This window comes from Paraburkholderia sp. RHO2, assembly GCF_050955445.1.
GTDB classification, from domain to species: Bacteria; Actinomycetota; Actinomycetes; order Mycobacteriales; family Mycobacteriaceae; genus Prescottella; species Prescottella agglutinans_A.
The window spans coordinates 4,910,015-4,922,036 of sequence record NZ_CP162617.1; the positions used below are offsets into that span (position 1 = coordinate 4,910,015).

Sequence of the window (12,022 nt, forward strand, 5' to 3'; positions counted from 1 at the left end):
CTTCGGTTTCAGTGCAGGTCAGCGGTTCCAGTCGCCGAGGCCGTCGGCGCCGCTGAGGATTCCGCCGGCGGTGTTCTGGACGATCACCGGGTCACCCTTCTTGGCGTTCTCGTAGAACCACTTGCCGTCCTCGGTGCTGACGTTGAGGCAGCCGTGACTGACGTTGGTGTGGCCCTGGTCCGCGACCGACCACGGGGCGGCGTGGACGAAGATGCCGCTGTAGGAGATCCGCGTCGCGTACTCGACGTACGTCCGGTAGCCCTCGGGGTCGTCGATCGGCACACCGTACGTCGACGAGTCCATGTACATGTCGCGGTACTTCTCGCCCACGATGTACGTGCCGTTCGGGGTCTCGTGGCCGGGCTTGCCGAGCGACGTCGGCATCGTCTTGACCAGCTCGCCGTTGCGGAAGACGCTGATCTGCTTGGTGTTGTCGTCGGCGTACGTCACCAGGGCGTCGCCGATCGAGAACGTCGAGTGCGAGTCGCCCGCGTCGACGGTGACCTGGGTGTTGGCCGGCCAGAACTCGGTGGGCTTCCAGCGGACCTGCCTGTCGTTGATCCAGTAGAAGCTGCCCTCGACCGGCGGGTCGGTGGTGACGCGGATGGCGCGCTCGGCGACGGCACGATCCCCGATCGGCTCGTTGAAGCCGACGATGATCGGCTGCGCGACGCCCACCACCTCGCCCGGTGCCGGGTTCAGCGAGGGGGCCGTGAAGTTCGCGGGGCCGATCGGCGCGAGCGCGGGCGCCACCGATCCGGCCGGGAGCGCGGCCAGGACCTGCGGCGGCAACTCGAAACCGGGCGGAAGCTGCACCGTCGGCAACTGGAAGCCGGACGGGAGCTGCAGCTGCGGCGTCGGCACCTGGATGTCCGGAATCTCCGGGCCACCCGGGAACAGCGGCACCGCCTGCGCCGGGGCCGCCAGGACGGCACCGGCGGCGGTGGCCGTGGCCACGAGGGCCGCGGTGCGGGTGAACCAGCGGCGACCCCGTCCGGAGGTTGCGGTCGATGTGTCGGTCAAGTGCGTGCCCCTTCCTACGCGCGTGCCCACCGCAGTGGGCGACTGCCCCGTTTGTCCCATTAGACAGACTGGACAGCCGACCGACAACCTCGAACCGCTGTGACGTGCGTCAGCCTGCTTCGCCGCGGGCCGCTTCGAGCATCGCCGCGAGATCGACGATCTTGGTGCGCAGACGCCCGTTCTCGGCGCCCAGCACCCGCTCCTTCTTGTCGATGCGCTGCCAACCCTGGAAGTCGATGGCCTCCGGCTGGCGCTCACCGATCAGCTGCGCGAGGTGCTCCCCGTCGCGGCCCGGCTGCGTGAGCAGGCCGTTCGAGAAGTCGGAGAGCAGCAGGTCCACGGTGGCCGCGGAGCAGTGCTTGTTGGTGCCGATGACGCCGGTGGGTCCGCGCTTGATCCATCCCGCGACGTAGACGCCGGGGATCGGGGAGCCGGACTCCGGATCGATGACGCGACCGTTCTCGTTCGGGATGACACCGCGGCGGTCGTCGAACGGCAGATCCGCGACGGGCACGCCCTTGTAGCCGATCGAGCGGAGCACCAGACCGGTCTCGAGGGTTTCGGTCCGATCGGTGGGGCGGGCGCTCAGCTTGCCCGACTCGTCGGCGACGAGCTCGTTGCGCACGAGACGGATACCCTCGACACGCTCGCCGCCCAGGACCTCCTCGGGCGAGGCGAGGTAGCGCAGCACGATCCGCTTGCGACCGTCGGTCGCGGTGCGCTTGGCGAACTCCTCGACCTGGCGCACCTTGAGCTTCTCGGACGGCTCGGCGTCGGGACCGTCGATCCACGCCCGGCTGGCCGAGTCGAGGATCGCCTCGTCGGGGTCGACGACGATGTCGACGTCCGCCATCTGGCCGAGCGCGATCAACTCGGGGTTGGTGTACGCGGCCTGCGCGGGTCCGCGGCGGCCGACGATGACGACCTCGTGGATGTTGCTGCGGCGCAGCGCCTCGACGGCGTGCTCCGCGATGTCGGTCTTGGCGAGCTCGTCGGGGTCGGTGACGAGGATGCGGGCGACGTCGAGCGCGACATTGCCGTTGCCGACGATGACGGCGCGCTGACCCGAGAGGTCGAACGTGCGGTCCGCGTAGTCGGGGTGGCCGTTGTACCAGGCCACGAACTCGGTGGCGGCGTGCGATCCGGGCAGCTCCTCACCGGGCACGCCGAGATGCCGGTCGCTGGCGGCGCCGACCGCGTAGATCACGGCGTGGTGGTGCTGGAGCAGCTCGTCGTGGCTGACGTGCTGACCGACCTCGACGTTGAAGTGGCACTGCACGGAGCGCTTGCTCAGCGCCGAGCGGAAGACGTCGGCGACGCCCTTGGTGCCGGGGTGATCGGGGGCGACGCCGGCACGGACCAGTCCGTACGGCGTGGGCAGACGGTCGAACATGTCGACCTCGACGCGCGGACGCGAGGTGAGTTCGATGGCGGCGTAGCACGCGGCCGGTCCGGACCCGACGATCGCGACGCGCAGCGTGCCCAGGTCGGCGCTGAGCGAACGCGGCTCGGCCAGTTCCGGCCAGTCGGGGCCGATCGGGTGCTTTTCGAAGTAGGCGGCGTTGATCTCCGAGTAGACCGCGTGGGCCTCGCTCAGTTCGTTGTCACCGAAGATCGCGTCGACCGGGCACTCGTCGACGCAGGCGCCGCAGTCGATGCACGTCTGCGGATCGATGTAGAGCATCTCCGTGGTCGCGAACTCCGGCTCGTCCGGCGTCGGATGAATGCAGTTGACGGGACAAACGTCCACACACGAGGCATCATTGCAGCACGCCTGCGTAATCACATAAGCCACAGTTCTTCCCTACCTGTGAGTACACCACCGAGACTGTCGTTCCCGGACAAGACTATAACGTGTTCCAGTTTGGGTCGAGGATCGGTGCACGAGGGGACTTTCGGCCCACGGGAGCCTTCGCGGTCCCGGGGACCGAACTAGTCGAGCCGGAACCCGACCTCGAGCGTCACCTGCGTGTGAGCGACGGCTCCCTCCTCGATGTGGCCGCGGGTCTCGACCACCTCGAACCAGTCGAGATTGTGCATCGTCTGGCTCGCGCGGTCGATCGCGTTGGCAATCGCGGCGTCGACACCCTGGGTCGACGACCCGACGACCTTGATCACCCGGTAGACGTGGTTACTCATCGACGGACCTCCCTCACGAACGCACGATCTCCTGGGCCTCGGCACCGAGCCGGGCCAGTCGCAGGTCACCGAGTGCGGTGACGGCATTGCCGAGCCGGTTGGTGACGAACGCGAGCGCGAGGCCGGTCTCCGGGTCGGCGTACGCACCGGAGCCGCCGACCCCGTAGTGGCCGAGCCCGCGCGTCGGCTGCATGCGGCTGGCCAGGATCGGCGGGTGGTACCCGAGGCGCCACGCGAGCTTGATGCCCAGCACGTAGTCGCGGTCGCGGGTCTGCACCGCGCCCATCTGCTCGAGGGTCTCGGGCTCGAGGAACCGGGTGCCGTCGATGACGCCGCCGTTCGCGATCGCGGCGTACATCCGCGCGAGGGATCGGGCACTGAACACGCCGTTCCACCCGGGCATCACGGCGTCGTGCACGGCGGGATTGCGGACGAGTTCGTCGAATCCGTCGGGCATCGCGGCCTCGGCCAGCCCGCGCAGCGGTCCCATGTGGGCGAGCACGGCCGAGGTGAGTCGCCAGTCGAGTCCGCCGGGGTTGATGTGCGGGAACAGCTTCGCGATCCGACGCTTCTGGTCGGCGGGCACCTGGTACCAGAACTCGTCGGCGCCGAGCGGTTCGGCGATCTCCTCGCGGACGATCTGCGCGAACGGCTTGCCCGTGGCGCGCGACACCGTCTCGGCGATCAGCCAGCCGTAGGTGACCGCGTGGTACCCGGGTCCGCGCAGCCGGCGGCGGTCGGGCGCGGCCGCCGCGAGTGCGTCGACGACGGTGTCGTAGTCGAGCAGGCCGAGCCGGCCCGGCACCAGTCCGCGGACCTTGTGCAGACCCGTGCGGTGGGTCAGCACGTCTCGAACCGTGATGGACTCCTTGCCCGCGGCCGCGAACTCCGGCCAGTACGTGGCGACCGGGGCGTCGTAGTCGATGATCCCGCGCTCGGCCAGGCGGTGCGTGACAGTGCTCGCGACGCCCTTGCCGGTGGAGAACGAGAGCGCGACGGTGTCGCCGCTCCAGCGGCGGTCGCGGTCCGCGTATCCCGCCCAGATGTCGAGGACCTTCTCGCCGTGCACGTACGCGACCAGCCCGCCGCCGCCGTTGTGCGGGTAGCGGTACATCGAGAAGAACCGGTCCGCGAGCGGCAGGAACCGGGGATGGACCAGCATCTGAGTGCGATCCGACGGAACCGCCGGCGAAACCGGCATCCGCTCGGGGGGCGCAACTCGCGACACGCTTCCCTGTTCGACCTGAATGGTCATGGCGGCCTCCGATCCCGCTCCCCCACCATTGTGATTGCCGCAGCCTAAGGCTGGAAGGGGCAGCCGCGGGGCGAAATCGACATACGTCAATTATCGGATCGTCGTTCGACCTGGTCGCGTGACCGACTCAGTTCTCCTTCCGGTCACGGTCGCGACTCGGCTGCACGCGTTTCGGCTCGCCCGGCATCTTGGGATAGTTCGGCGGATACGGCATATCGCCCAGACCCGCGGCCAGATCCCGCTCGGCCATCTCGAGCAGCCCGTCGAGCGAGTGCGCGACGTCGTCGAGCGTCGCCATCGGGTCGCCCCGTCCGGCGAGCAGGGCCGGGACGGTCGCGATGGTGAAGTCGTCCGGTTCGACGGACGCCAGCTCCGACCAGGTCACCGGCGTCGAGACGGTCGCGATGGGGGTGCGGCGGGCGGAGTACGCCGACGCGATGGTCTTGTCGCGCGCGTTCTGGTTGAAGTCGAGGAAGATGCGCTCGCCGCGCTCCTCCTTCCACCACTTGGTGGTGGCCCGGTCGCCGCTGCGGCGCTCGATCTCCCGGCACAGCGCGATCCCGGCGCGGCGCACCGCGACGAAGTCCCACCGCGGCTCGATCCGAATGTAGACGTGCAGGCCGCGTCCACCGGATGTCTTCGGGAAGCCGATCAGTCCCAGCTCGTCGAGCAGCGGATGCAGCACGTCGAGCGCGACGCGGCGGGCGTCGTCGAAGTCGGTGCCGGGCTGCGGGTCGAGGTCGATCCGCAGCTCGTCGGGGTGGTCGACGTCCGGGCAGCGCACGGCCCACGGGTGGAAGGTGACGGTCCCGAGGTTCGCGGCCCACACGATGTCGGCGGCGCTGCGCACCCGCAGCACGTCGGCCGTGCGGCCCGACGGGAAGGTGACCTCGCACGACCCGACGTGCTCGGGCCGCTTGGTCGGCACCCGCTTCTGGTAGATCTCTTCACCCTCGACACCCTCCGGGAAGCGCTGGATGTGCGTCGGACGGTCCCGCAGCGCCCGCAGCAGCTCGCCTCCGGTCGCGACCTTGCGGTAGTACTCCACGAGGTGTCGCTTGGTGCCACCCTCGGCGCCCAGGCGCGGGTAGTAGATCTTGTCCGGGTTGGACAGCCGGACCGCGACGCCGTCGACGTCGAGCTCCTCCGCCGGAGAACGCTTGGTGGTGGCCATGATTCAGTCCTCTCCCGTCAGAACGTCGGCGAGGTCGTAGCGCAGCGGCACCTCGAGTTGGTCGAACGTGCACGACTCGGGCACCCGGTCGGGTCGCCATCGCAGGAACCGGGCGGCGTGCCGGAACCGGACACCGGCCTGGCTGCCGCGTTCCCCGAGCCCGCCCTCCATCTGGTCGTACGCGACCTCGAGGACCCGTTCGGGGCGCAGCGGGACCCAGCTGCGGTCGGCGCTCGACCGCCACCGTGTGGCCTCGCCCTCGGCGACGACGTCGTCACCCACCCTCAGCGGTTCGAGCTCGGCGAGCAGTTCGATGCGGCGCTTCGCCGTGAACGCCGACGCGCCCCCGACCATGTGCAGCTCGCCGTCGTCGTACAGGCCCAGCAGGATCGAGCCGATGCCCGGCTGACTCTTGTGCGGGCGATACCCGATCGCCACGACGTCGGCGGTGCGAGAGTGCTTGATTTTGACCATCTCCCGCTTGTTCGGCAGGTAGTGGCCGTCGAGTCGCTTCGCGACCACACCGTCGAGGCCGGCGCCCTCGAACGTCTCGAACCAGCGCTCGGCGACCGCGGCGTCGAGCGTGGCTGCGGTGACGTGACAACGGGGCCCGCCGCCGACGGCGCCGAGCAACGCCGCGCGCCGCTCCGCGAACGGACGTGTGGTGAGATCGTCGTCGCCGAGCGCGAGGAGATCGAACCCGATGAACTGGGCGGGGGTCTGTTCGGCGAGCAACCGCACCCGACTGTCGGCCGGGTGGATGCGCTCGGACAGCGAACCCCAGTCCAGCCGGGTCCGGCCGCCGATGTCGCGGGGCACTACCAGTTCGCCGTCGACAACGCAGCGCGTCGGCAGTTCGGCGCGCACCGCGTCGACCATCTCGGGGAAGTACCGCGCCAGATCCTTGCCCCCGCGCGAACCGAACGCGACGTCGTCGCCGTCCCGGAACACGATGGCGCGGAATCCGTCCCACTTCGGTTCGTACGACCACACCGGTTCACCGGCGGGCTGTTCGGGCACCCCGGACACGGCCTTGGCCAGCATCGGTTGCAGCGGCGGAACGATCGGCAGGTCCACGGGGTCCATAGTGACACCCGGGCACCGAATTCGCGCCGCATCGGCGCTGCCCGCGCGTCCGGCGAGCAGCGCCGACGCGGTCAGGCGTTCGCGTCGGGCGTCTCGAGCACAGAGACCACCGGCGTCGGGTTCCGCGTGAGGTCCAGGACCGGGCAGTGCGCCTCGGCCGCCGCGTGCAGTTCCAGGTAGCGCTCGCGCGACTCCGGGCCGGTGATCGTCACGACCACGCGGACCTCGCCGAATCCGGGGCGGACGGCGTCGTCGAAGCCGAAGAAGCCGCGGACGTCGAGGTCGCCCTCCGCACGGGCCTTGATGTCGTCGACCCGGATGCCGAGACGCTCGGCCCAGAACCGGTAGGTCACCACGTGGCACGACAGCAGCGAGGCCAGGTAGTACTCGACCGGGTTGGGGGCGGTGTTCTCGCCGCCGAGGGCCGGCGGTTCGTCCACCTCGACGGAGTACTTGCCGAGCTTGACGGTGCTGGCGACGGCGTCGTGGGCCTGCGCCGAGGCCCGGAAGACGACGTGCGCGTTGGTGTCGTCCTTCGAGACGGCGTCGCCGGTGGCGGCGACGATCGCGGACAGATGCGTGACAGCTGCAGTGGTCATGGGGAATACGGTCCTGTCGTGTGCGGTTGCGGGCGCGCGAGGGCGCCGCGGCGAGGGTGGTCGTCGTGCGGGAAGGGGTCGATCAGGACCGCGGACAACCGGACGCGCACACGCGCGCGAAATCGACATGGCGACGCCGCGTCAGCAGCTCACCGCGGTCGATCGCGCGAAGGTCGGTCACAGCGGTGACTGTAACCGGCCGTCCGCTCCGGGGCCACACCGCCTACAGCCAGCCACGCTTCTTGAAGATCGTGTAGAGGCTGAAACACGTCAGGAACATCAGCATCAGCGCGAAGGGGTAGCCGCCCACCCAGTGCAGTTCGGGAATATTGTCGAAGTTCATGCCGTAGACGGTGCCGATCAGCGTGGGCGCGAACAGGATTGCGGCCCACGACGAGATCTTCTTGATCTCCTCGTTCTGCGCGTAGCTGGCCTGCGTGAGGTTGCGCATCTCCTCGTTCTGCGCCTGCGAGACGAGCGTCGCGTTCACAGTGAGCATGTTGGCGAGCAGGTCCCGGAACCCGTCCACCCGCTCCACGACGGTCGTCGCGTGGTCGGTGACGTCGCGCAGGTACTTCTGCAGTTCCTCGTCGGTCTTGTACTTGTCGAAGCCCGCGGACAGCGCCCGGAGCATGCCGAGCAGCGGCTTGGTGGCGCGCTGGAACTCGATGACCTCGCGGGAGAGTTCGTAGATGCGCCGCGACACCATCGGGTCGCCGCTGAACACCTCGGTCTCGATCTCGTCGATGTCGTTCTGCAGGCCCGCGACGACGGGCGCGTACCCGTCGACGACGGCGTCGAGAATCGCGTAGAGCACCGCCTCGGGGCCCAGCCGCAGCAGGTCCGGGTCGCTCTCCATCCGCGTCCGGACGTTCGACAGGTCCGGCGACTCGCTGTGCCGGACGGTGAGGACGAACGTGGGGCCGCAGAAGATGTGCAGTTCGCCGAAGTCGACCGACTCCGACTCGTCGAGGTAGCGGGCGGCGCGGAGCACGACGAACAGGGTGTCGCCGTAGCGCTCGAGCTTGGGCCGCTGGTGCGCAACGATCGCATCCTCGACCGCCAACTCGTGCAGATCGAATTGCCTTGCCGCAGCGTGCAGTTGGGCGTCGGAGGGTCGGTAGAGACCGATCCACGCCATCGACGAGGCGTCCGGCAGGCTCTCGAGCGCCGCGGCGAGCGTCGCGGGCGACGCGATGCGCCGGCCGTCCCGGTAGACGGCGCTGTTGACGACGCTCGACTCGACGGCACTGTGCTGCGGCGCGGGCGAGTGCCCCGGGTGTCGCGGGGCCATCGAGTGCTCCGGCGAGACCACGTCGTCGGCGGTTCCCGCGGCGCGCCGCGGCAGGATCGAGCGGATGGGGCGCTTCTCACGCATGTGGGGTACAGCTTTCGGGAAGGTCCGCGTCCGGCAGCACGCGCTGCGGTCGTGCGGACACCAGTCGATCACCACCCGGCCGGGTGATGTGGATTGCTTCAGCTGGTACTCGGAGGTTGGCTACTCATGACTAGCCCCACCTCCTCTTCCTCGAATCCCGCGACCGCGCGGGCAAGGTTCGATACGAACGACGACACACTACTCCGACAGCGCCGAGGGCGACAACCGGAGTCGGCGGTCGATGCGTTCCTTCTCCGTCTGGTAGCGGATGGCACCGGCCACACATGTCCAGATTGCCGCGCGGAGAACACATTTCGACCGCGGGATGCACGTCTCCAAAACTGCTATCCGGACGGCGGCGCACCCTCGGCATCGGCTCGGCGTTCGTGCACGCCGGAGACGAACAGGTCGAGATGGCCGCACGTGCCCTGCACGGCGAGCGACTCGTCGCCGCGCTCGATCCCGTCGACGACGTTCCGGTGATGAGCGGCCCCGAGTTCCGGTTCGTGGACGCCCTCGGTGAAGTCGTACGTCGCTCGCAGCGGCTCGGCGATGCCGGCGAACAGTTCGTCGAGGACCGGATTGTGCGCGGCGGCCACCACCGCGACATGGAAGGCGAGATCGGCGTCGGCGAACGCGCCGCCGTCCCCGCTGCGGCCGGTCTCGTTGCGCAGATCCAGTGCCGCGTGCAGACGCCGGATGTCGTCGTCGGTCCGGCGAGCGCAGGCCAGTCTCACGGCCTCGAGTTCGAGAGCCCGACGGACCTCGTAGACGTGCAGCATCTCGGAAACGGCCACCTGCCGGGTGAGAAGCCCGCCGAGGTCGGTGCGCGCGCGCACGAAGGTGCCGGCACCCCGCCGGATCTCGAGGACTCCGGTCGAGGTGAGGCACTTGACCGCCTCGCGGAGGGTGTTGCGCCCGACGCCGAGCAGCTCCGTCAGCTCCGTCTCGATGGGAATGCGCTCGCCCACCGCCCAGTCACCCGAGGCGATCCGGGCGCGCATCCAGTCCAGCGCCTGCTGATACGCCGATTCCTTCTGCACCACCGTCACGGCTTCATCCTCACACGACCTGCCACTACGCACCCTCACCCACAATACATAGGACGTCCTACGTAGGATGTAGTCCGTGCGCCCGCCTCTCACCCGACCGCAACCAGCCCCGGCCGATCGCGTCGCCGACGCGTCCGAAGCGTCCGCCCGGCACCGGCCGTCCCGCCACTTCCACGGCATCGGGTACGTGCTCGCGATCCTGCTGCTGGGGACGAACATGCCGACCGCGTTGTACGGCGTCTACCGGTCCGAGTTCGGGTTCAGTCCGGCCACGCAGACGGCGATCTTCGCGGTGTACGCGGCCGCCCTGGTTCCGACGCTCTTCCTGTTCGGCCCGTTGTCGGATCGGATCGGGCGCCGCCCGATCCTCGTGACGGCGCTCCTCGCGGGCGCGGTGGGCGCGGCCGTTCTCGCGACCGCCGATTCGACCGCGTGGTTGTTCGCCGGGCGCATCCTGCAGGGCGTCTCGGTGGGCGCCTGCTCCGCCGCCGGGACCGCCGCACTGCTCGAGCACGCCCCGGCCCGCAACCCGGTCCGAGCGGCGCGGGCGGCCACCGCGAGCACCGCGCTGGGTGCGGCGCTGGGTCCGCTGTTCGCGGGAGCGATCGCGGAGTATCTCCCGCACCCGACGGTGCTCCCCTACGCGCTCTTCGCGGTGGCACTCGTGCCGGGTTTCGTCGCGTTGGTCCTGCTGCCGAAGCCCGAACGCGCGACCCGGACCACCGGCGGCCGCCTGATCGAACTGCCCCGCGTCCCGCGGGACATCCGCTCGGTGTTCCTGCTCGCCACCCTCCCGTCCGCCGTCGCCTGGGCGGCGGTGGGTCTGTTCCAGTCGGTGGTGCCCTCGTGGATCTCGGAGATGCTCGGCGTCTCCAACCTGCTGATCGGAGCCGGGCCCGCCGCCCTGGTGATGTCGTGCTCGGTGGCGTCCCAGCTGGGCATGCGCGGGACGGATCCGGTTGTCGCGCAGCGGATCGGACTCGGCCTGCTGCTCGCCGGAATGGTCGGCGTGGTCGTCGTCGACCGGATACGCGGTGTGCCGCTGCTGTTCGTCGTGGCCGTCGCCGTCGGTGTCGGGCACGGGCTCGCGTTCGCGGGCGGAATGCAGCGAGTCGGCACCGCGATCGCGACCCGGGCGCGCGCTTCCGGCGGCGCCGTGCTCGCGGCCTTCTACACGCTCACCTATCTCGGGACCGGCGTGCCGGCGGTCGCGGCCGGGCTCCTGATGACCTATCAGGGAACGTCGGCCGCCGTCACGGAATTCGCTACCGCCACGGCACTGGCCTGCCTGATCGCACTGGTGCTCAACAGGACCCGACCCGCCCGAGCATCGGGCACCGCTACGGGATGAGGCCCTGCCGGCGGGCCTCGACGACGGCCTCGTGCCGGCTGTGGACCTCGAGCTTGGTCATGATGTTGCGCATGTAGCTCTTGATCGTGTCGAGGCGCAGTCCGAGCCGCTGCCCGATCTCGGCGTTGCGGCAGCCGAGCGCGACGTGGACGAGCACCTCGAATTCACGCGCCGACAGCGACACCTTCGCCGGCTCCGAGCCCCCGGTGGTGAGCCCGCGCAGCTTCCGCTCGACGGCCTGCACCTCGGCGCTGAGGGCGTCGTCGTCGAGCCGGTCGGCGATCGAACGCAGCGCGAGGTAGCTCTCGGTGATCCCCTCCGACACCCGCGGATCCCGGTGGGCCACCGGTTCGGTGCGCGCGTTCTCGATCATCGCGATCCGACGGTCCACCTCGTCGCGGACCTCGATCTCGTGGGCGAGCTTGCGCGCCGAACGCATCACGGCCTCCGCCACCACGTCACCGATCGGCAGGTTGGCCCGCAGGCCCCCGTACACCGCGGCCCGCGTGGTCCCACGCACCACCACGGGGGCCGCGAGCAGCGACTCGATGCCCTCGCTGGCCACCTCGTGGTCGTAGTCGTGCGTGATGTGCCGCGAGTTCGCGTAGTCCTGGACCGCACCGGGACGCTGCTCGGCCATCACCCGGCCGCCCAGCCCGCACGCGGTGTCGATCACCAGGTCGCGCAGCATCGCGCCGCGGGTCCCGACGAAGCCGGACAGCCGCATGCTCGGCCCGTCCACCATGCCCCCGAACAGCACCGGCAGCGACGTGCTGGTGCGCAGGTACCGGAGTTCGGCGCGGATCGCGTCCTCGTCGCTCGGTCTCAGGATGTCGGTCATCGGTTCGGTCGGAAGCCCCGGTCGTTCGTCGGCAACGGTAGCCGGGCACCACGATCGGATACCCACTTCAGAGGGTAGCGGCCACCTCGCCGCACCCCATAGCGTCGGCTCCGACGGGCTGTAG

General features: G+C 69.8%; 11 protein-coding genes. 1 reads left to right on the forward strand and 10 read right to left on the reverse strand.

The annotated features are described in order from the left end of the window. Window positions 1-18: 18 nt before the first annotated feature. The 9 genes from ABTV10_RS22900 to ABTV10_RS22940 form a co-directional block, all read right to left on the reverse strand. Window positions 19-1,023: a L,D-transpeptidase gene (locus ABTV10_RS22900; RefSeq protein ID WP_499030748.1), complete on the reverse strand. Its 1,005-nt coding sequence runs from the start codon at window positions 1,021-1,023 to the stop codon at window positions 19-21. 109 nt (window positions 1,024-1,132) lie between these two features. Further along, entirely contained in the window at window positions 1,133-2,773 is a 1,641-nt protein-coding gene (locus ABTV10_RS22905) for an FAD-dependent oxidoreductase (RefSeq protein WP_499030750.1), read from the reverse strand. Window positions 2,774-2,955: 182 nt separating this feature from the next. Further along, window positions 2,956-3,162: a dodecin gene (locus ABTV10_RS22910; protein WP_433607882.1), complete on the reverse strand. Its 207-nt coding sequence runs from the start codon at window positions 3,160-3,162 to the stop codon at window positions 2,956-2,958. A 13-nt stretch (window positions 3,163-3,175) separates the two neighbouring features. Next, window positions 3,176-4,417 carry a serine hydrolase domain-containing protein gene (locus tag ABTV10_RS22915; protein WP_499030752.1) on the reverse strand — a complete coding sequence of 414 codons (1,242 nt, stop codon included), beginning with the start codon at window positions 4,415-4,417 and terminating at the stop codon, window positions 3,176-3,178. Between the two features lie 127 nt (window positions 4,418-4,544). Continuing rightward, entirely contained in the window at window positions 4,545-5,591 is a 1,047-nt protein-coding gene (locus ABTV10_RS22920; RefSeq protein WP_499030754.1) for a DNA polymerase domain-containing protein, read from the reverse strand. 3 nt (window positions 5,592-5,594) lie between these two features. Continuing rightward, a complete protein-coding gene (locus ABTV10_RS22925) occupies window positions 5,595-6,668 on the reverse strand; it encodes an ATP-dependent DNA ligase (RefSeq protein WP_433607886.1) in 1,074 nt (357 codons plus the stop codon). Between the two features lie 80 nt (window positions 6,669-6,748). After that, window positions 6,749-7,276: an OsmC family protein gene (locus ABTV10_RS22930; protein ID WP_433607888.1), complete on the reverse strand. Its 528-nt coding sequence runs from the start codon at window positions 7,274-7,276 to the stop codon at window positions 6,749-6,751. Window positions 7,277-7,499: 223 nt separating this feature from the next. After that, window positions 7,500-8,654, reverse strand: a complete 1,155-nt coding sequence (locus tag ABTV10_RS22935; protein ID WP_499030758.1) for a magnesium and cobalt transport protein CorA — start codon at window positions 8,652-8,654, stop codon at window positions 7,500-7,502. 344 nt (window positions 8,655-8,998) lie between these two features. After that, complete coding sequence (locus ABTV10_RS22940) at window positions 8,999-9,706, reverse strand: FadR/GntR family transcriptional regulator (RefSeq protein WP_433607890.1); 708 nt, start codon at window positions 9,704-9,706, stop codon at window positions 8,999-9,001. Window positions 9,707-9,782: 76 nt separating this feature from the next. Between ABTV10_RS22940 and ABTV10_RS22945 the strand changes: the two genes are divergently transcribed. After that, on the forward strand, window positions 9,783-11,057 hold the full coding sequence (locus tag ABTV10_RS22945; protein WP_499030760.1) for an MFS transporter: 1,275 nt from the start codon (window positions 9,783-9,785) through the stop codon (window positions 11,055-11,057). On the opposite strand, the gene ABTV10_RS22950 is transcribed toward ABTV10_RS22945, so the two are convergent. Beyond that, on the reverse strand, window positions 11,047-11,898 hold the full coding sequence (locus ABTV10_RS22950) for a helix-turn-helix transcriptional regulator (RefSeq protein WP_499030762.1): 852 nt from the start codon (window positions 11,896-11,898) through the stop codon (window positions 11,047-11,049). The two genes, ABTV10_RS22945 and ABTV10_RS22950, sit on opposite strands and share 11 nt — an antisense overlap. Window positions 11,899-12,022: the final 124 nt, after the last annotated feature.

Excerpts from the sequence above, each read along its gene's own strand:
- ABTV10_RS22910 (WP_433607882.1), bottom strand. The coding sequence starts at position 3,162 with ATGAGTAACCACGTCTACCGGGTGATCAAGGTCGTCGGGTCGTCGACC.
- ABTV10_RS22915 (WP_499030752.1), bottom strand. The coding sequence starts at position 4,417 with ATGACCATTCAGGTCGAACAGGGAAGCGTGTCGCGAGTTGCGCCCCCC.
- ABTV10_RS22920 (WP_499030754.1), bottom strand. The coding sequence starts at position 5,591 with ATGGCCACCACCAAGCGTTCTCCGGCGGAGGAGCTCGACGTCGACGGC.
- ABTV10_RS22930 (WP_433607888.1), bottom strand. The coding sequence starts at position 7,276 with ATGACCACTGCAGCTGTCACGCATCTGTCCGCGATCGTCGCCGCCACC.
- ABTV10_RS22935 (WP_499030758.1), bottom strand. The coding sequence starts at position 8,654 with ATGCGTGAGAAGCGCCCCATCCGCTCGATCCTGCCGCGGCGCGCCGCG.
- ABTV10_RS22950 (WP_499030762.1), bottom strand. The coding sequence starts at position 11,898 with ATGACCGACATCCTGAGACCGAGCGACGAGGACGCGATCCGCGCCGAA.